The following is a 21,166-nucleotide window of genomic DNA, read 5'->3' on the forward strand; positions in this document are numbered from 1 at the left end:
GGGCACGTTGCATTAAGCATCCGGGGGTGAATGAAATCCATGAAATCAACACAGAAAAAGATCCTGCTCGTTGTTGCATCCATTCTGCTGGTGGTCTGGGCGCTGGTGACGGTCATTCCGATGTATTGGATGCTCGTTGGTTCGGTGCAGGATAGTGCGATGTCGGCTTCGTTTAAACCACAGATGATTCCGGAGCAGTTGTCGTTATCACCATATGAGCGCTTTTTTGCCAAAACCGATGCCTGGCGCTGGCTGTACAATTCGCTGCTCATCTCGATCATTCTGACCGTAACAAATGTATTCTTCGCCTCCCTGGCGGGATATGCGTTTGCCAAACTGAAGTTTCCGGGTAGTCAGGCGGTATTCTGGACCTTGCTTGGGACCATGATGATTCCGGCACAGGTGACACTGATTCCTTTGTACATTCTGATGGTCAACGTGTTTGACCTGGGAGATACGTATACGGCCATTATTCTGCCTGCTGCCGTTAGTGTGGGCAACATTTTCTTGATGAAACAGTTCATGTCTACGCTGCCTACATCTCTGATCCATGCGGCACGTATCGATGCATGTAGTGAATTCGGTATCTTCTGGAAAGTCATTCTGCCGATGGCAAAGCCGGGAATCGCGGTGCTGGCGATATTCACGTTTGTGGCTTCGTGGAATGAATTCTTCTGGCCGTTCCTCATTACCAATTCCAACGAGATGCGTACCATTCAGGTGGGGCTGGCATCATTCGTATTTGCCGAATCAACGGACTTCGGCGCAATGATGGCAGGGGCAACAATAGGTGCGCTGCCCATGATCATTCTGTTTTTCTCACTGCAACGTTATTTCCTACAAGGCATTACGATTGGTGCAGTTAAAGGTTAACTGTTAGTTCAGGACAAGCGACAACGTAAAGGGGGATCTACCTATGGCACGCGTGGAGTTTCGCCAAGTGCGCAAAGAATTCAAAGACGATCATAAAGGAACGTTCACGGCTGTGGCCGGCTCGGACTTTGTTATAGAAGATAAGGAATTCGTAGTGTTTGTGGGTCCTTCGGGCTGTGGCAAGACAACGTCACTGCGGATGATTGCCGGACTTGAAAAGCAAACGAGCGGTGATATTGTGATCGGTGACCGGCTTGTTAACGATCTGCATCCGAAGGATCGCGATATTGCGATGGTGTTTCAGGATTATGCACTCTATCCGCATATGACCATCCGCGAGAATCTTTCCTTTGGCCTGAAAAATCTGAAAAAGCCAAAGTCCTATATTGATGAACAGGTGCAGAATGCGGCCTCCATTCTGGGACTGGAAGCGATGCTGGAGCGCAAACCACGCGAGCTGTCTGGTGGTCAGCGCCAGCGTGTTGCGGTAGGACGGGCGATCGTCCGTGATCCGCAAGTGTTTTTATTCGACGAACCACTGTCCAATCTGGATGCCAAGTTGCGGGTACAGATGCGGGTGGAGTTGGGTGAGCTGCATAAACGTCTCGGTGCCACGATTGTGTACGTGACGCATGATCAGGTAGAAGCCATGACACTTGGGGAACGCATCGTGGTCATGAATCATGGAGATATTCAGCAGGTGGCTTCACCAAAAGAACTGTATGCGAGTCCGCGGAATATGTTTGTTGCCGGATTTATCGGTTCCCCGGCGATGAACTTCATTGATGCCCGGATTGAAGGCACGCAGGTTGTCGTGGACGGTGCATCATTCACCTTGCCAGCAGATGTACTCGCTCGTCTTCAGAGTCATCAAGGCAAGCCGGTGATTATGGGTCTGCGTCCAGAGCATATTTTTGGAGATGATGTCGCTCCGAATATCCCGACAGACCACATGCTGCAGGCGCGGGTTCAGGTTGTAGAACATCTGGGCTCCGAGAATTTGGTATATTTCCATTCCGGTGCCCGTACTGTTACGGCCAAGGTCCACCCGGAAACACATGCTTATGTAGGAATGGACAAAAAGTTTGTGCTGGACTTGCGTAAGGCACACTTTTTTGATCCAGAAACGGAGCTTGCGATCGGACGGGAGTAGGCGGGGCTGTTCTAAAAGCAATGAGCGTGAATCTGTACTATTCTTTGCTCGTTATCATTTGGTTTTAAGGAACCTTACACACGTTATTGGCTCCCATTTGTACCGGTTTGAAATGTAACGAATCACAGAGACTTTATTTACTCGAAGATGTTGTTTTTTAGGCTCTGACGCCTTATTTGTACCGAAATAACGGCACTGAAGTTCGTTACAATTGGGATGCCTCGAAAATCCGTCGTTTAAGGTGCGGTAGATTCGTTAGCACGTTACAAGTTTGGTACAACATACTGACCGGTGGTGCGGCCAAGCCAACCCAAATGGGAGCCCTTTTAAGACAGCTCTTGTGGGCGAACGCTTCGCTTCTCCAGATTTGTTCTGTTTTCTCCGTTATCGTGTAAAATGTTTAGCTCAACTTATATAGAAGGGAGAATAAAAATGCGTAAGCTGAGTGAAGTATTGATCAAGTCGGGTGCGGAAATCTATCGGGATATTATTCCGGTGGCCTTGTACAGTGTCGTTAGTTCCATCCTATTGGTTCCCATTCTGATGTTTGCTCCGCTGCCGATCGCTATACTGCTCCTAGCCTTGATATATATGCCCATCCTGTTCGGTGTTTGTTATGCCGTGCATCACAGATTGGAACGTAAGCAACGGCGCAATGGACTTAAGGATATTTGGATCGGAACGTTGAAGGGAATAATCCCGGGAGGATCGGTGGGTGTGCTTTTCACAGTGCTTGGTTTCATTCTATGGTCAACCTGGTGGTATTACGGTGGACAGGGTGGAATTACAGGTACAGCTGTGAGCGTGTTCCAGACATTCTTTGTTCTCATGGCGCTGATGTCACAGTTCTATACCTGGCAGCTTGTTTTACAAAAAAACATGGGCATCGTTCAGGCGATGGGGGAAAGTGTAAAGCTGTTCTTCCGTCACCCGGGGTACACGATGGGCGCTTGTTTTCAGGCCATGTGCCTGACTGCGTTGCTGATGCTAACTGTCGTTGGTTTCGGAGCGCTGTTTGGAGGTATGTTTGCCATCTATCAGCATAAGGTTGCTCTTAATGTGCTGGAGCCTGAAGAAGAGCCTGTCGTAACAGGTGGTAATGATCACCAGCATACAGGCTGGATCAGCCAGGGGAATGTGTGATGGGCCAGTTGAATGGGACCGAGCAGATCCCGGCTGTAAAAACGGGAATTGATCTTCTGTCCAGAGGGCTATCGCATCCATGGATAACGGGTAACCGAATCGGTCTAATTACAAACCCGACTGGTATTACAGCGGATTTTGTATCGACAATAGATGTGTGCGCCGGACTGGCTAATACCGAGCTTACAGCGCTCTATGCCTGTGAGCACGGACTGGATGGAGAGCTTCAGGCGGGTGTCAGATTCGGAGACATGCTTCACCCACGTCTGGACATTCCGGTGTTCAGCCTGTATGGAGATTACAAGAAACCTACGCCTGCAACGCTGGCTGGAGTGGATACGGTGCTGTTCGACATTCAGGATGTGGGCATCCGTTATTACACGTATGCCTCAACCTTGTTCCAAATGATGGATGCCTGTGCTGAAGCAGGCAAACGTATGCTGATTCTGGACCGTCCCAATCCGCTGGGTGGAAACGTTGTGGAAGGCGGTGTGCTGAACGCGGGGTATGAATCACTCGTTGGCGCTTGGCGTGTACCTGTACGTACCGGATTGACGATAGGTGAACTCGCCCTGATGGTCAACAGCGAGATGGATGTACCTTGCAAATTGGACGTGGTTGCCATGGAAGGATGGCAGCACTCCATGGAGTATGCGGATTGTGGCCTTCCCTGGATGTTACCCTCTCCCAATATGCCCACGCTGGACAGTGTGCGGGTATATGCGGGTACGTGCCTGTTCGAAGGCACTAATGTATCGGAGGGCAGGGGCACGACCCGCCCATTCGAGTGGATTGGAGCCCCCTGGGTTGAGGGTGAGCGTTTGGCGGAACGATTTCGGGAATACAAGCTGGAAGGTGTGCATGTGCATTCGGTGTACATGTCGCCAACATTCTCCAAATATGCAGGTGAGCTGTGTGGTGGCGTAAGGATTTTTGTAACGGACAGCAGGAAATTCCGTGCGGTAGAGACAGGGCTGGTGCTTTTGCATGAACTGGTTTCACTCTATCCGGAGCAATTCTGCTGGCTGGAGCCACCAGAGCCGGGTTCAAGATACTTTATCGACCTGCTGGCAGGGGGTAAGGAAGTCAGGGAAACGATCCATGACCGGGCGGGCTTTGTTCGTTTAATCGAAGCGTGGAATGTACAGGCAGCGGAATGGAAGGAGCGGCGAAAGCCGTTTTTGTTATATGAATGAACGGATGTTTGTTAGCGGAGGGAGGCATGAAATGAGTGGGCCAAAAGAGTTATACCAGTCGAAGCTGAAACAGATGACTTTGCGTGAGAAAGTTGGGCAAATGCTGCTTTGTGGTTTTCATGGCACCGAAGCTGTTGGCGATGTGGAATCCTTTCTCCGAAAGTATCCAATCGGTGGCGTCATCTATTTTGCGCGCAACGTTGAGTCGCCAGAGCAGGTAGAGCGGTTATCGTTAGGGTTACAGCAGATTGCCAAAAGCAGTGGTAATGTGCCGCTATGGATCTCCATTGATCAGGAGGGCGGCATGGTTGCTCGAATCACCGAAGGGATCGCCTTGATGCCTGGACAAATGGCCATTGCCGCTGCCGGTTCCATTGACGATGCGTATCATGCGGCATATATCAGTGGGTTGGAGCTGAAGTCCATGGGCATTAACATGAACTTTGCTCCGGTATTGGATGTGAACAATAACGCGGCTAATCCGGTCATCGGTGTGCGATCATTCGGCGAATCTCCACAATTCGTTGCAGAATATGGGGCCAGGACCATTGCGGGAATACAGGACGCTGGGATTGCAGCGACAGCCAAGCACTTCCCGGGGCATGGGGATACGGATACCGATTCTCATCTGGACCTCCCGATCATCACTCATGATCGTGAACGGGTAGAGCGTCTGGAGTTGATTCCATTCCGAGCCGCTATCGCCGAAGGTGTCGATGCCATGATGTCGGCGCATATTTATTTCCCTGCACTGGAGCCAGAGCGTCTGCCCGTAACGCTATCGCAAACCGTATTAAGCGGTCTGCTTCGCCAGGAACTGGGTTATGAGGGCATGATCGTGACAGATTGCATGGAGATGGATGCTATTGCCGTGAACTATGGCACTGTCGATGCAGCCGTAATGGCGGTAGAGGCCGGGGCAGATCTGGTGTTAATTAGCCATACGGCTAAGCTTCAGGCAGAAGCATTTGAAGCATTGTTAGCAGCTGTGGGGAGCGGGCGAATTAGCGAGAGACGTATTGATGAGTCGGTGAATCGCTTGCTGATGTACAAGGCGAAGCGTGGTTTACTGGAGAGTGAAACGGGTGGTGCAGGTGATGAGGAAGTGAATATTGCAGTATCGAATGCATCATTGCCAAAGGCATTCAACGCTCCTGCTCTATCCAGTCCGTCGGAGCGCAACAGTTCATTACACCAAGAGGTTGCCCGCCGAATTAGCGAGAATAGTATCACACTGGTGCGCGATCAGCTGAATATGCTGCCTTTGAAGTCGGAACGCACACTGGTCATAACGGTTGCCACGTCCGTGACGACAATTGCAGACGAACAGCTGAATCAGATGTTCACCTTGGGCTCAGCCTTATCCAATTATGGTCTGGATGTTGTTGATCTGACGGTCACGCCCGAGGACGTTGCCATTCGTTCCGCACGTCTGCTTCAAGCGGCGGAAGCTGATGACATTCGGCAGATTGTGTTGGGAACCTACAATGCGGGAAGCCCCTCCGGCGATCCACAGTGCAGGCTGATTGGCTGGTTGCAGCAATTGGGCAAACCACTGGCTGTTGTGGCATTGCGAAGCCCCTATGATCTGCTGGCGCTCCCGGATGCCCAGGTCTATGTAGCGGCTTACGAGAGCCGGCCACTTGCCATGGATAGCGTCGCTCAGGCGCTGATGGGGCGCATTCCTTTTGCGGGGAAACTTCCTGTAACGTTAAAGCAGACGGATGATGAAAGAGTGGATGTCTCCTAGGCAGTGATAAGAATATGAGTTAATCCGCCTTGTGCAGGATGAAGAAGAGATGAATTGTGGGTTGAGCGAAACGGAAGTGTGAGTCGTTAAAATGAGAACATATACAACACAAAGAGACGATCCTTTAAAGGACCGTCTCTTTGCTCATTATAAGCTATTAATTATAGATTATTGCAATTGCAGTGCTTTGGCTGTCTGTGCCTCAACTTCATCCAAAAGTGAAGTCATGTCCATACCTGCGTGGTTGCCGAGCAGGATAATCGTGATATCATCGGACAGATTACGTGAAAAGGCTGTGGCAAACCCGCCACCACTACCGTTGTGGAAGACGGTACGGTTTGCGCCATTCTCTTTGAGAATCCAGGCGTAGCCATAGTTTTTATCAGAATAAGGCTCATACATCTGTTCAATCGTATCTTGGCTCAGAATCTTGTCTGTATACAACGCACGATCCCATTTCAGCATATCGTCCACCGTGGAATAGATGGTTCCTGATCCGGATTGAGACACATAGTAAGGTGCAGTTACCCATGCGTTATCTTCTTGAACAAAACCACTAATCGTGTGCACTTTACGGGAGGCCTCTCCCGAATTCTTCATACCAAGTGGTTTCAGTATCGTCTGCTGCACGTAGTCGGCATAACTCATGCCAGATACCTGTTCAACGACGTATGCAAGTAAAACATACCCGCTGTTGCTGTACAGATAGGCACTTCCTGGTTCAAACTTCAGCGTTTTGTGGCGAATCTCCTCTACAGTCTCTTCCATAGAAGTTCCTTCACCCCGACCAAATGCGGATGGCAGACCTGAAGTCTGGGATAACAGCATATGCAGCGTGATCTGATCTCCCTTTGGTATACCGGAGATATACTTGGAGATTGGATCTTGCACATTAATCTTACCATCCTCCACGAGACTCAGAATGGACGCGGCCGTGAAGGATTTGCTCAGCGATGCGATTCGGGTCTTTTGATCCGGGCGATTCAGCGTCAGTTCATCGGCAAGTCCGTAGCCTTGCTTTAGAAGTACTTCACCATCGCGGGCGATCAGAGCCATACCTGGATAGTTGATCTCGCGCAGATACGTATCAACGCTGGCAACCTCGCTGTTCAGCAGGCTGACTTGATCAGTGACCATACTTACACTCATCTGCCCCGTGGCTGTACGTTGGACCTTGATGTCTGCTTTGATTGCATTAGCCATGGCCCGGACAGGTACCATCAACGTACCGTTAACGGTACGTGAATTCACACCTGTAGCCAGATCGACCTTGTTTACTTTAATGGAATTGCTGCCAGCCTGATGGATCAGCTTGTCTCTGCCAACGGTAATGGTAGCCGTCTTGGTACGATTATCCCATTTCAACGTGCCTTTAACCGATGTGACCACATCCCGTAGTGGAACAAAAGTTGAGCCTTTGATTATAAGTGGTGCGTTTTTCCAGGATTGTTGCTCACCATTCACTTCAATGTGAACTGCTTGCGTCGCCTGCGCTGCGGATACCGTAATACCAGCTTGTCCCAGAATCGGGCCTGCACACAGGATGAGCGCTAACAGAATGCGGAACATGGATGAATATACAGTGGAAACATGTTGCCTTTCATTTGCCTTGCGTAAGATTTGAATCCTCTCCTTCCAATCGTTTCATGAATAACCAGCTTATGAGCATTGTAAACGATCTCGCTAAGGGGGTCAAAACGAATAGAAGGATTAGGTGAATCCATCTAAACTGACTGAAAAGATTAAATTTATTCTAATTTAGTATCTATACATAATATTTTTACAGCGATTGTCCGATAAAAGGATGGGTGAAGATTATGATGGGGGATAGTTATATGAAGAAAAGGATTCGAAATTGGTTTACTTTAACCGTAAAAAAACGCCTGATCGCTGCATTGCTCCTGTTCCTGATTGTACCGAGCATTACTGTTGGTTGGTTGTCTTATCAAAAAGCTGCTGACCAGGTTAAAATGGAAATTATTCGTTCCGCACAAGCCAAAACAGAAATGCTTAGTCTGCAGATAAATCAAATGCTGGATATGGAGAAGGATAACGCAGCGCAGATGGCTGCGGGTATTACTTCAAACGATATTATTAATAAATCCCCTGCATTGCAAAGGCAGATGGATCGGATGTCTCAGAATCATAAGGAACTGGGTGTACTCACCGCAGGTGCGGAAGATGGCAGCTGGATGAAATCTCCTGATCCCGGGGAACAGATCTATGATCCGCGTGAACGTTCATGGTATACGATGGGCATGTCTCAGGACGAACCTGTAATCTCGGATACATTCCAGTCGGCCACGACAGGTGAATGGGTCGTAACGGCGGCTGCCAAGCTGGCTGATGGCAAAGGGGTATTCGGGGCCAATGTCAGTCTCAATCATCTGAAAGAATCCGTTGATCAGATACGTATTGGTAAAGAAGGCAAACTGTACATGCTGGATAACGGGGGTAAATTCCTGTTCCACTATAATATTGAATCCGGTACACAGTCGGATCAACCTTACATCAATGAGATGTATACGAAGGAAAGTGGAACGGTGAAGTATACATATGATGGTCACGAAGTGGAAGCTGTGTATTTCACCAATCCGGTGACAGGTTGGAAAATTGTTGGGGAGATGGTTCCTTCCGAAGCAAGTGAAGCGGTAAGGCCTATTTTGATCCGTTCAATTACAATTGTGGCATCTGCATTGGTTATCGGGTTGATTCTGCTTATATTCATTATCCGCAGCATTCACCGGCCATTGCTGCAATTAACGCAGGCAGCATCCAAAGTAAGCGCCGGGGACCTCACCGTTCGGGTAGGTTTACAGCGCCGGGATGAGTTCGGACAGCTCGGGGAAAGCTTCGACACGATGACGACTTCACTACGTAGTGTGCTTGGAGAAGTACATGATACGTCCAGCCAGTTGGCGGCATCTTCTGAAGAACTGATGGCAAGTTCCGAGCAGACATCCAAAGCCACAGAACAGGTGGCCGAACTGATGCAGGATGCAGCTGCGGGAACGACTTTGCAGAACAATAGTCTTGCTGCTACAGGTCAACTCGTGGGCGAAATGTCCATTGGAGTCAAAGAGATCTCATCAAGTGCTGAAGACACCGCTCGTATCGCTCTGGATGCTTCCACCAAGTCGGAAGCGGGTATGGTTACAGTAGAAGAAGCGGTTACCCATATTCAGCAGGTGAATGATGAGAGCAAAGCCATGTCTGTGGTCATTGAGGATCTGCGCGCGAAAAATGAAGAGATTCTTGTGATTGTGGCCGAGATTACGGCCATTGCCAAGCAGACGAACATTCTTGCATTGAATGCATCCATTGAAGCTTCAAGAGCTGGCGAGCAAGGGCGCGGATTCGCGGTCGTAGCCAACGAAGTGAAGACACTGGCTCACAGTTCAGGCGCATCAGCCGAGCGGATTAATGAGCTTATGCATGAGATGCAGGAGAAAACCAATGCGGTGCAATCCACTTTTGCCCGTACGGGAGAAGGTATGGTGAAGAGTTCGCAGATGGTTACAGAAGCAGGCGAAGCATTCAATAACATTCGTACTGCGGTACAGTTGGTGGCTGCACAAGCTGGAGAAGTATCCACGGCTTCCCGTCAAATTGATGGGGGCATGAGTCATATCAACAAGGCAGTAAGTGATACAATGGTTCTTTCGGACAGAATTGCCTCTGGAACGGAAGATGGATCAGCGGCAGCTCAAGAACAGTTGGCTACAATGGAAGAGGTTGCAGCTTCTTCTGCAGCATTGTCACGTATGGCTGAAGATCTGCAAAGCATGATTGAACGGTTTAAGTTGTAACTGGGATTGAAATGAGACAATGAGTCATGATGAATACTTAAGGAAGGTGCTGAAATGCCCTTTCTGCGATGAGACTGCAGGGTTGCGACCCTGCGGTCTTTTTCTGTTGAACAAGGGGCAACCGTTATGTCTTTAAACACAGCTTTCTTTTCCGTTATATTGACATACAATAAACAAAAATATATTATATCTATAAATAAACAAACATAATTACAAAATATTTGATTAATATACGGTTAGAATGACCATAAGAATGATAAAAAGGAGCTTTTACATGAAATCATCGGAATCCTGGTTGCAAACAGCTTCATTGGAAGAGATCAAGCGTGGTTATATGGAGGAGGGGCCCGCCTATATATGTGTCTGCTGCGGATACAGGACGGAAGCGGGGATTATCTATCCTGAAGATGGAGTGCTCTATGAGGCAGCCCGTTATATGCGAGTGCATATTGAGAAGGTTCATGGATCGGTATTTGAATATTTGCTGGAGCTGGATAAAAGCGTAACCGGATTGTCTGATGTCCAGCGGGGCTTGTTATCACAATTCTATGAAGGCAAGAAGGATGCTGAAGTACAGATGGCCCTTGGTATCGGGAGTGCTTCCACGATCCGGAATCATCGGTTTGTATTGAAGGAGAAGGAACGGCAGGCCAAGATATTCCTGGCATTAATGGAACTGCTCAAAAGTAAGGATACCCAGGCTCCAGCCGAATGGGTGTCACCGGTGACAAGGCATGGACATACGATCCGTCGTGATTCATTTGATATTACAGAACAGGATCGGGAGAAGGTGCTGAATAAGTATTTTCCAGAGGGTACCGGCGGTCCACTGACGACGTTTCATATGCAGCAAAAGCATAAATATATTGTGCTCACCGAGATTGCCAAACGATTCGATACAGAGCGCAAATATACCGAAAAACAGGTCAATGAGCTGCTGAATGAAGTTAATGATGATTACGTGGAAATACGGAGGTATCTCGTCGACTATGGTTTGCTGGAACGTGAGCCAGACGGCAGTCAGTATTGGCTGGCAAGCAGCGCAGATCAACAGATCGCCGGAGATGGAAAACAGGAACGCAAAGAAAAGGGGGAGCAGGAGAAGATGAATCGTCGCAAAGAATTGCAGGAACAGGCCAAAGAAGTTAAAACGGAAGCGGGCGTCTACCAGATTCGGAATGAACGTAACGGCAAAGTTTATATCGACAGCACACTTAACCTGAAAACCATTAACGGACAACGGTTTATGTTACAGATGGGGAGCCATCTGAATCGAAGATTGCAGGCTGAATGGAATGAATATGGAGAGACTGCGTTTGTGATCGAGGTGCTGGAGACATTGAAGCAAGACGATAACCCGTATTACGATCCCAAAGATGCACTCGCCAAATGTCTGAATCGCTGGTTTGAACAGTTAGAGCCCTACGGAGATCAAGGGTACCACGGAGATAAAAAGAAATCTGCTGAATAGGAGAGACATTCTCCTTTCTAAATTTCATGGCCCTTCATAACCCAAAGGCCCCTTTGCCAATGTGATGGCAAAGGGGCTTTTGGTATTACAGACTACTTGTTATATAAGATTACAGCTTGAATTGTTCCACCAGCTTCTGCAGCTTGTGAGCCAGATGGGCAAGGGAATCAGCAGAGGAAGATATCTCCTGCATGGAAGCCACTTGCTCCTCCGTAGCAGCAGAGATGTTCTCCGTTCCATCGGCATTGGTTTCCGATATGGCGTGGATCTGATCAATGGATTGCACCACTTCGGCTGTACTTGCAGACATCTGTTGTGAGGCGGCTGCAATGTTCTCAAGCTGATGATTGACGACCCCAACAGCCTCACTAATCTGGGCAAAAGCTTCATCTGCAAACTGCACGGCACGAATGCCGTTGCTTACATCCTGTTGCCCGATCTGTACATTGTGATTGGCCATTGAAATCTCCTGTTGAATCGCTCCGACCATCTCTACAATCTTCTGGCCGGACAGGCTCGATTGTTCCGCCAGCTTGCGGACTTCGCTGGCAACTACGGAGAAGCCGCGTCCATGCTCACCTGCACGTGCTGCTTCAATGGAAGCATTGAGAGCAAGCAAATTGGTCTGTGCAGCGATATCTGTAATGACAGATACCATCTCACCAATGGATGTGGAATGCTGTTCAAGTCGTCCAGCAGTATCTGCCATACCTTGCACAAAGCGACTCACGGAACTCATCTCGGATACGGCCGTCTGCATGGTGGCATTCCCTTTATCCGCGAGCTCACTTGCTTGCATGGCAGCTTCGGATACTTGCTGTGTGCTGTTCGTTACCTGTCCTACACCTCCAGCAAGCTCATTCATCTGTAGTGCTGTATGTTTCAGGCTGCTTGTTTGTTTCTCAAGTCCAGCTGCGGATTCTTCCGTGATCAGGGCGACTTGCTCAGTTGCTTTGGTTGTCTCCGATGAGTTGACTGCCAATTGTGTGGATGAGGCGGTTAACTCGTCAGCCGTGTGTCGCACGTCCTGAATAACGGTTCGCAGGGATTCGCTCATCTTATTGAAGCTGGTGCTCAGCTTGCCGAATTCATCCTGTCCTAATACAGCAACTTCGATGCTCAGATTACCATTACTAATTTCGTCAGATGCCTTCACCAAGCGGTTCAGTGGTTTGGTGATTGATTGCACAATCCAGAAAATAATAATGGAGCTCACCGCAATTGCAATCGCTACAACAATTAGTGTGGTGTATAGGATCGGACGGACAGAAGCCGTCACTTCCCCACTGTCGATGACACCAACCACGGTCCAGCCCGTCGTTTCATTGGTGGAGAAAAAGGCGTGTTCCTGGTTTCCATTTAGTGTATAGGTCAGACTTCCGTTTTTCTTTGCAAAAATATCTTTATAGGGTGCCATGGTTCCTTCGGTCCCCGGTTTTTCGGTAGGATGTACAATGATTTTATTGGCATTATCAATGATATAGATATAACCCTTCTCGCCAATCTTCGTGGAGTTAACCGTCTTCGAGAGGGCTTCAAGCGACAGGCTGACAGAGACGACACCATGGCCATCCGCTGAGGTCTGAGCTACCGAAGCAACAACATTGCCGGTATTGCTTGATAAGTAGGGGGTGATTACGGTAGGGACATCTTTGTTCTGTGTAGCAGCCTGATACCACGGGCGTTCGCGCGGGTCATATCCTTCTTTGTTCACCGCAGTTACAGGGGAGTTAATATACACGCCCTGATCGGTACCGATGGAGGCAAGTTCCACGTCATCATGGGTTTCCTTATACGCGTCGAGCAAGGTACGGATGGTATCGGTTTCGTCACCCTGATTGGATCCGACATTGCCTGCGTCCAGCTGACTTGCCAGGAAATCAACATTTTTGCGTGTTGCACCAATGATCTGGTCAATGGTCTGGTTGAGCACAGTAACACTGCTAATCGCGTTCTCATACATTTTCTCTTCAACCTTGGCATCAGCTGTTTGGAACGAGATAATGCCCAGACTAATGGTTGGAATGAGCAATACAATGGCAAATGACAAAATCAGTTTCTCTCTCATCTGCATTGTTCTTTTGACCCCTTGTTTACGAATTTTTTTCATACACATTCCCCCTCTGTGTAACCCATCCCCATGTCAAGTGGACAAGCCCATCTGGTAAAAGATATTTCATTCCATCCTTTCCAGAAGTTTCTGGTGCTATCGTATGACAAATTTCGCGTTTATTCAACATAATTTATGAGTTTCGCGAAAATATTTTTCGGTTTTGTAGGTATTTAGGATTACATCTGTTCTATAAAAAGGAATCTGTCTCTCCCTTAGTGCACATCTTGTGGTATATTTCTGAATTAATGTGAAGTGAATTTTGCAAAATGTGAAATCCATAGGGCATGTAACTGGTAATGTTGAATACACAAAGAAGTTGTTTTCATGAAGAGTGGACCTGGATGGATCTACATCCATATATATCGGTTTATGGGGACTGAAATTGGAGAGGAGTTGTACGGCAGTTGGACCAAAGTACACTACAGATATCTGGACAGGAGAACATGGAAGAGGTCCAGGATCAAGCTACATTCATTCAGGGGGTCAAAGATTGTATCCCAACCCTGCTTGGTTATTTAAGTATTGGCTTTGCGGCGGGTGTCATTGAAATGACCGCAGGTCTGAGTCTGGCGGAAACGGCACTGCTCAGCCTGATTTTATATGCAGGATCGGCTCAGTTCATTGCAGCAGGCATGCTCGCATCGAATGGGTCAGCAGTAGCCATCATGTTTACCATATTTTTTGTGAATCTTCGCCATTTGCTGCTCAGTGCAGCTGTATCACCGTTTTTTCGGCATCTGACCCCGCTTAAAAATATGTGGATTGGTTCACTGCTTACCGATGAATCTTTCGGCGTCGCGATGACACGTGCGATTGGCAGGGAAAGGCTTAGTGAACGCTGGATGCACGGTCTGAATATTACCGCATACCTGAACTGGTTCGTTGCTAATATGGCGGGAGCATACTTTGGACGCTGGATCACCAATCCGGAACGACTGGGTCTGGATTATGCTCTGCCAGCGATGTTTATTGGACTGGTCGTGCTCCAGTTGGTGCATCGCAAAAACAAAAAAATACACATTAATGTGGCTATTATCGCCGTTGTCTGTGTAATCTTCGCCAGCATGGCTTCACTTGGCAGCATGAGTGTCATTGTGGCTGCGGTCATTGCGGCAACGATGGGAGTGTTCATGGAACGATGGAAGTAAGATGGGATGTATTCTGGATTATTATGGGATCGGCGCTGTTAACATTTATCCCGCGTGTACTGCCACTGATGCTGTTCAGCAAGATACAGATTCCAATGTGGTTATTACGCTGGCTGGAGTATGTACCCGTAGCGGTCATGGCAGCGCTGATTGGTCAGGAACTGTTCATGTCGGACAACCAGTTGGTGCCGATTACGCAAAATGCAGCTCTGTGGGCATCCCTGCCTACGATTGCAGTAGCGATCTGGACACGCAGTCTGCTTGGAACCGTATTGGTCGGTATTGTGGCTATGATGATACTGCGATATTGGATCGGATAGTTGCTAGGTTGTATTGTAATATCCGGTAATTCTTTCGCCTGATCGGTTAATACTGTTCTATAGAGGACAGATAGCCTATCTGAGCGAAGGGAGCTGGATTCATGAGTGAACTGAAGCGCAAGCTGTTAATAACGGGAGCTGCCGGAGTCATTGGTCGCAGTCTGCTGGAGGGGCTGAGAGCCAAGGGTGCGTATGACATCGTTGCAGCGGATCTGCTTGAAGAAAAGGAAGCTGGCATTTTAGCCATGGATGTGACGGATGGGGAACGCCTGAAAGAACTGATGAAAGGGGTTCACACCGTTCTGCACATTGCATGGGCTAAGGATGAGGAAGATTTTCTGGGCAAAGTTCTGCCAATCAACGTAACCGGAGCCTACCATGTGTATGAAGCAGCACGGTTGAACGGTGTTCAGCGGGTGATCTTTGCAAGTTCCAACCATGCGACAGGCTTCTATCCTACAGGTGAAGATATTGAAGTGGATGACCCGTACCGGCCGGACAGCTTCTATGGACTTAGTAAATGTTATATTGAACTGCTGGGACGTTATTACGTCGACAAATATGACCTGTCCTCATTCAACATTCGGATTGGAAACTTCTCAGGTGATACATATCCACACTCGGAGCGCTCGGCTCATATCTGGATCTCACCAAGGGATATGGTCCAGCTCGCTGAGTGTTGTATTGAAGCGGATCCGGATATAAAGTATCTGAATCTGTACGGGACTTCAGCGAATACAGACAATTACTATGATATTGGCTATCTGGCGCAGAAGATTGGATACCGCCCACAGGATGATGCGGCCGAGTTGTGGGAAGAGGCAAAGCTTAGGGGCATACCCGATAAACAGGACGAGACAGCCTATCAGGGCGGAGGACATGTGGAGAAAGAACCAAAAGATTTATAAGATTGGGTATCTATATAAGATGAATGAATCAATTACACGATAACGGAGAGGACAGAAAAAACCTGAAAAAGCGAAGCGTTCGCCTTTATCCTCGGATTTTCACCTTTATAAAAGGGAATCAAAAAAATCTGGGGATAACAGCGATTGGAAGGTTGTTCTGTCATCGTAGTGCCCGTGTAAATATATGTAGTTCAACTTATATAGTGATGAAAACGCTATTTTCTATTGTGACCGAAAGGGATAAAATGGAGACTGAGGTGTTCAGTGTTTCCATTTTGCACAAGAGGAAGGAACGATTTCAATCATGAGTACAAGTCCATCCGTTATATTGTTTCAGGGAGACTCGATTACAGATGGGGGAAGATCACGCAATGATGATCCGAATCATTTTCTCGGACACGGGTATGCGTATCTGATCTCCAGCAAACTGGGTATGGAACTGGCGGGCAAGCAAAAGACCTTCTATAACAGAGGCATCAGCGGGGATCGGGCATCGGATCTGTACGCACGCTGGAATGAGGATACCATTAGTCTAAAACCGGACCTGATCAGCATCCTGATTGGGGTTAACGATGCCTGGCGCACGATGAATGGTGAACCTAGCGGGGTAACGGATCGTTTCGGCCGGGCGTATCGCCATTTGCTCGAAGAAACTCGGGAAGTGATGCCGGATACGGGGCTGGTTTTGATGGAGCCGTTTATTCTGAGAACCGGAGCGACCGCGGAGAAATGGGAAGCCTGGGAAGAGTATATCGGTCAATATCAGAAACTGGCCCAAGGTCTTGCTGAAGAATTTGGAGCTGTGTGGGTGCCATTGCAGCAGACGTTTAATGACGCTCTGAAACAGGCGAATGCAGCGTACTGGTTATGGGATGGCGTACATCCAACCGCGGCAGGTCATGAGCTGATTGCACGCCAATGGTTGTCTGTTGTACAGAATTCTTCGCTTGCGATTGTGTAATAACAACAGCGGACAGTTACAATATGGGCAACAGCATTATAGGTATACAGGATTAGTTGAGGATATAAGATAGTTAAGAATATGAGATAGCCATAAAAAGCCTGTAGTGACAGGCAGAATGTAACGGAGGACCTGACGAAGGTTCTTCGTTTTTTTGTGTTGGGAAGGAGAAGGACGTAACGTCGTGGAAAGGGTTCTAATGGATAATTCTTCAAAAGTGTTATCATATCCGGTAAAATGAAATCGATTACATTATAATATGGGCATGACAATCCATTAACGAAGAGTGGTGAATCCAGTGGAAGATTCCATTCACGAAGTCGAAAATGAAAATATAAACCAACGTGGTACTGAGAGCAGAGCATTGAGTTCCTTAAGTGCCGACAGACTCTTGGAGAAGTTATCCCGGCCTGAATTGGCTACGTTATACACAGACTTGAAGGCTTACGGTGAACGTGCCTTGAAAGAACCCATGCCTTCCTTGTCGTTCCGTCTATATCGACAATTCAGCGATACGGGTGAGCGGAAAGCCTATGAAGAGGCTTATTTCGATCGAAGGGGCAGACTTGCTGCTGTGGCGATGCTCGCCTTGGACACGGCTAGGCTTGATGCACTGCAAGCGCTGGAAGAAATGTTGTGGGACGTGTGTGGTGAGTATACGTGGTGTTTGCCTGCGCATCTGGGTACGGGAGAGGTCAACCAGGTGAAAGGGAACATCGATCTGTTCGCCGCAGAGACAGTACATATGCTGGCCGAGATTGTGACCATTCACGCCGAGCGGCTGGATCGCCTTGTCATAGAGCGAATCAGGTCTGAGGCAGAGCGGCGAATCTTCATCCCGCTTTACCGGGAGCAACGGAAGTTCCACTGGCAGACAGCGGATCACAACTGGTCGGCGGTCTGTGGTGGGTGCTGTGGCATGGCCGCATTGTTGCTGCACGAAGATGAGTCCACACTACAGGAATCGATCTCCCATACGGTCAGCTGTATGAACGCATTCTTGAGCGGATATGGCGAGGATGGCGGCTGTGCCGAAGGCATTGGATATTGGGTATATGGTTTCGGTTATTTCACCTATTATGCCGAGATGCTTCGTGAGTACAGTGAGGGCGAACTAGATCTGCTGACGGGTTCCAAAATAACAGCTATCGCAGCCTTCCCACTGCGAGTTCATCTGTCAGGTGGCACATATGTGAATTATTCGGACAGTGCCGAGCAGGAAGAGATCCCTTCCGGATTGCTTTCCCTGCTCGCGTCCCGGGTTGGGTTGCAGGTGGATCTGCCGCTTCAAATTCCACTGTTTACCGATGATCCCTGTCATCGCTGGGCTCATCTGTTGCGGAACGTGATGTGGAGCGATCCGGCAGTGTACGGTGATAAAGGTGCCTCTGCACAGGCTGAACGAGGATTTATTTTTCAAAATCTGGGCTGGATGATTGCAAAAGGATCGCTCGATTCTCTGGATACAAAACGTACGTACGGCGGACCTCTTCAGGTGGCTATTTCCATTAAAGGCGGGCATAACGATGAACCTCACAACCATAATGATCTGGGGCAGTTCATTATCCATTGCGGTGGTGAGAATATTTTATGTGATCCAGGAGCAGGGTTGTACAGCCAAGCGTATTTTGCACCAGGCAGAGAGCAGCTGTTCCACATCTCGTCATCCGGCCATAACGTTCCGCTCATTGAAGGCCAGGAGCAATGCTCCGGTCGGCAAGCGCAAGCCCATGTGTTAGAGGCAAAGCTGGCAGAGGGTGGCTGTGAGCTGGATACTACTTTGGATCTGACATCCGCATACTCTGAGGCTGCTTCTCTGGCTCGTTATACGCGCCAATTTCATTGGAAGATGACTTCTGACGGTAGAGGGCATGGAGCGGAATTGCATCTCAATGACCGTTTTCAATGGAAGAGTAGGGTGGTGTCTTCAGCTGAACGATCATCTTCGGTGGACGATTCAGATTCACATGCAGAGTGTTCAAGTGTTATGGAACGATGGATGAGTAGAGTACAGCCTGAGGTGGTGAAGAGTGGTAATCTTCGCTGGCAAGGCGTACATGGAACGGTCCATATGACGTATGATGCGAACCAGTGGCAGGTCTTTACGGAGGTTATGAACACAGTTGATCATGACAATGTTCCCGTCACATTCTATCGAACGTCACTATCATGGACAGGTGTGATTGATGAGACGGATGTTCGGATAGAAAGTTCTGATCTGATTGAAACAGTGTGTGAGGTACGCTTCATCATTGAACCGAAAAAGGGAGAAACCGAGGTGAGCATGCATGAGTAAATATACATCTGCGTCCACGTATCCATGGAAAGACGAACTCGAACATTACCGTACATTGGCAGAACAAGCGGGCCCCCCTCCGGCAGACGGCTGGAATAGGGAGCGCAAGTTGGCACTTGTTGAAAGTGTTGTTCGCGCTTACACACCATATCAGGACAGCCAGGGTGCAATTATCGACCCGTTCTCGGGTGTGGAGAGATATTATTCTACACCGGCCTATGCGATGGCTGCGGCAGTTCTGGTTGATGCGGGGCGTACAGATTTGCTCCAATCCGCAGCAATAGCCCTGTCACAGAGTATTGATGCCGTGGTCAATGGTAGCGCACCTGATAATCACCCTGATTTTTTTCCAGTGCTCATGATGAGAGCTTATATGTTGTTGAAGTCACATCTGCCTGAACAAGCACAGATCTGGGCCGAGGCACTCAAGACGATCAGTCCTGAACAAGATTATGTATTTACGATGAGCAAGATGAACAATCCCAATCGCATGATTAACTGGAACGCCATTATGATCTCTGGCGAATATCTGCGGTGGCATGAACAGCTGGCGAGTGAAGATACAACGTGGATGGATCGATATCTGGAAGCCTATCATCTGCCCCGGTTTACAGCCCTTGGGTTGTATCAGGATGGACCGATGGACCGCCCGAATTGTCCATTTTCCTATGATATTGCCACCCGTTATCACCTTGGGGTGATGCTTGAAGCAGGTTACGAGGGAACCACTGCCGATACGTTACGTGAGCAGCTGCGCCATGGTGCCTTCAGCTCGTTACTAACGCTCTCGCCGCTAGGTGAGATTCCACCGCGTGGTCGCAGCTCCCAGCATCAGTGGAATGAAGCTGCCGCAGCTTATGTATGTTCTACACATGCAACGCAGGCTCTGGAGGCGGGAGATCCGGTGATGGCGGGTGCTTTTGCACGTGCGGCCAATCGGTGTTTTGCTGCTGTTGAGCGCTGGAAGATGGATGATGGACGCTTGAAAATTGTACGCAATGAATACGCGCCAGAAGATCGGCACGGGTATGAGATCTATACCAACCATACCTGTTACAACCTGTGGACGGCAGCAGCATTGGCCCACGCTTGTCTCAGTGATCCGGGAGACGATGTGAGCGAAGTGTACCTTCCTTCTGAACTGGGCAGCAGGGTGTTGCAGACCGATGGGTGGTTCGCAACTGTGATTGCTTCCGTACCTGGACAGCAACTGGTATTACACACGGCGATGAATGATCCGTACACGATTCCTGGTTTGGTACGGATTCAGCAGATGGGGTTACCTGGTCTGATTGGTCCGTCCGCCGCCAGCCATTTTCAGGCTGGATTTACGGAATTTGCCGAAGGGGTGGTCCGTCCGCTCAGCTACTGTCCTGCCTGGAAGACAACAGATGGGGCATGGCACAGTCTTGCAGAGGGGATTCCATCCGGTGGTGCATATGATCGTGACGTTGGATTGGACCCTGCACAAGGAGGAGGTTCCATTGTGTACGAGAATGTGGGCTATGATTCGCGGAACCAAGTGGAGCAGCATCTGGTGAAAAGAGCAGCAGAAGATGGCATAAATGCCTTGGAGAATGTTTTTGCCGTGACATGGGTCGGTCCATTACCCGAAATTGAGACATTGCGTACTCATTATGTTCAACAGGCAGACTTGCTGACCATAACGTATGAATTCGAAGGTGAGATTGCGACGGCAGGTGCACTCATTCCATTGATGTTCCATGATGGTCGCGAACAGGCGGTGATTACCCATACGGATCATAGCGTACGAACGGAGTATCGGGGAGCATATGTAGAATCTACAGTGTTGGATCAGGGAGCCATAATTCATCTGGAGGAACAGGCTGTGGCTTCCCGTAATGGGTTACTGAAGGAAGCGCGGATTGAAGTGAACGGAGCACGAAGTCTGTCATTTACGATCCGATTGGGCGAGATTACACATGAAGGCGTTTAGGTCGAGGATCATTAGATTTCGAAACATCTCGAAGCATAGTTAAAAGTGTTATTCGTGGATGATTAGTG

The 21,166-nt window shown here is 48.7% G+C and carries 15 protein-coding genes; 13 read left to right on the top strand and 2 right to left on the bottom strand.

Going from position 1 to position 21,166, the window contains the following annotated elements; translation table 11 throughout:
* Positions 1 to 39: 39 nt before the first annotated feature.
* From MHI12_RS01835 to nagZ, 5 genes are all read left to right on the top strand, one after another.
* On the top strand, positions 40 to 873 hold the full coding sequence (locus MHI12_RS01835) for a carbohydrate ABC transporter permease (RefSeq protein ID WP_017691096.1): 834 nt from the start codon (positions 40 to 42) through the stop codon (positions 871 to 873).
* Between the two features lie 43 nt (positions 874 to 916).
* The gene (locus MHI12_RS01840; RefSeq protein ID WP_405171340.1) at positions 917 to 2,026 is read left to right on the top strand and encodes an ABC transporter ATP-binding protein; all 1,110 of its coding nucleotides are present in this window, start codon (positions 917 to 919) and stop codon (positions 2,024 to 2,026) included.
* Positions 2,027 to 2,458: 432 nt separating this feature from the next.
* Positions 2,459 to 3,169, top strand: a complete 711-nt coding sequence (locus tag MHI12_RS01845; protein WP_405171341.1) for a hypothetical protein — start codon at positions 2,459 to 2,461, stop codon at positions 3,167 to 3,169.
* Positions 3,169 to 4,365: an exo-beta-N-acetylmuramidase NamZ domain-containing protein gene (locus MHI12_RS01850; RefSeq protein WP_405171342.1), complete on the top strand. Its 1,197-nt coding sequence runs from the start codon at positions 3,169 to 3,171 to the stop codon at positions 4,363 to 4,365. Before MHI12_RS01845 ends, MHI12_RS01850 begins: the two co-directional genes overlap by 1 nt.
* 31 nt (positions 4,366 to 4,396) lie before the next feature.
* Entirely contained in the window at positions 4,397 to 6,115 is a 1,719-nt protein-coding gene (gene nagZ, locus MHI12_RS01855) for a beta-N-acetylhexosaminidase (RefSeq protein WP_405171343.1), read from the top strand.
* 168 nt (positions 6,116 to 6,283) lie between these two features.
* Here the strand turns inward: nagZ and MHI12_RS01860 are convergent, their stop codons facing one another.
* Entirely contained in the window at positions 6,284 to 7,684 is a 1,401-nt protein-coding gene (locus MHI12_RS01860; RefSeq protein WP_405171344.1) for a serine hydrolase, read from the bottom strand.
* Between the two features lie 266 nt (positions 7,685 to 7,950).
* Between MHI12_RS01860 and MHI12_RS01865 the strand changes: the two genes are divergently transcribed.
* Both MHI12_RS01865 and MHI12_RS01870 read left to right on the top strand, forming a co-directional pair.
* Entirely contained in the window at positions 7,951 to 9,924 is a 1,974-nt protein-coding gene (locus tag MHI12_RS01865) for a methyl-accepting chemotaxis protein (protein ID WP_405171345.1), read from the top strand.
* Between the two features lie 274 nt (positions 9,925 to 10,198).
* On the top strand, positions 10,199 to 11,395 hold the full coding sequence (locus MHI12_RS01870) for a DUF2087 domain-containing protein (protein WP_405171346.1): 1,197 nt from the start codon (positions 10,199 to 10,201) through the stop codon (positions 11,393 to 11,395).
* A 109-nt stretch (positions 11,396 to 11,504) separates the two neighbouring features.
* Here the strand turns inward: MHI12_RS01870 and MHI12_RS01875 are convergent, their stop codons facing one another.
* Positions 11,505 to 13,505, bottom strand: coding sequence for a methyl-accepting chemotaxis protein (locus tag MHI12_RS01875; protein WP_405171347.1), 2,001 nt, complete (start codon positions 13,503 to 13,505; stop codon positions 11,505 to 11,507).
* Positions 13,506 to 13,951: 446 nt separating this feature from the next.
* On the opposite strand from MHI12_RS01875, the gene MHI12_RS01880 reads away from it, so the two are divergent.
* The 6 genes from MHI12_RS01880 (at position 13,952) to MHI12_RS01905 (ending at position 21,098) form a co-directional block, all read left to right on the top strand.
* Complete coding sequence (locus MHI12_RS01880; RefSeq protein ID WP_405172915.1) at positions 13,952 to 14,656, top strand: AzlC family ABC transporter permease; 705 nt, start codon at positions 13,952 to 13,954, stop codon at positions 14,654 to 14,656.
* Entirely contained in the window at positions 14,647 to 14,976 is a 330-nt protein-coding gene (locus MHI12_RS01885; protein ID WP_076319591.1) for an AzlD domain-containing protein, read from the top strand. The genes MHI12_RS01880 and MHI12_RS01885 overlap by 10 nt, the downstream gene beginning before the upstream one ends.
* Positions 14,977 to 15,086: 110 nt before the next feature.
* Positions 15,087 to 15,884: an NAD-dependent epimerase/dehydratase family protein gene (locus MHI12_RS01890; protein WP_405172916.1), complete on the top strand. Its 798-nt coding sequence runs from the start codon at positions 15,087 to 15,089 to the stop codon at positions 15,882 to 15,884.
* A 304-nt stretch (positions 15,885 to 16,188) separates the two neighbouring features.
* Complete coding sequence (locus tag MHI12_RS01895) at positions 16,189 to 16,845, top strand: SGNH/GDSL hydrolase family protein (RefSeq protein WP_405171348.1); 657 nt, start codon at positions 16,189 to 16,191, stop codon at positions 16,843 to 16,845.
* 298 nt (positions 16,846 to 17,143) lie between these two features.
* The gene (locus MHI12_RS01900) at positions 17,144 to 19,141 is read left to right on the top strand and encodes a heparinase II/III family protein (RefSeq protein ID WP_405171349.1); all 1,998 of its coding nucleotides are present in this window, start codon (positions 17,144 to 17,146) and stop codon (positions 19,139 to 19,141) included.
* Complete coding sequence (locus tag MHI12_RS01905) at positions 19,134 to 21,098, top strand: glycosyl hydrolase (protein WP_405171350.1); 1,965 nt, start codon at positions 19,134 to 19,136, stop codon at positions 21,096 to 21,098. The genes MHI12_RS01900 and MHI12_RS01905 overlap by 8 nt, the downstream gene beginning before the upstream one ends.
* Positions 21,099 to 21,166: the final 68 nt, after the last annotated feature.

Source organism: Paenibacillus sp. FSL H8-0280 (assembly GCF_045040665.1).
GTDB lineage: Bacteria > Bacillota > Bacilli > Paenibacillales > Paenibacillaceae > Paenibacillus > Paenibacillus xylanexedens_A.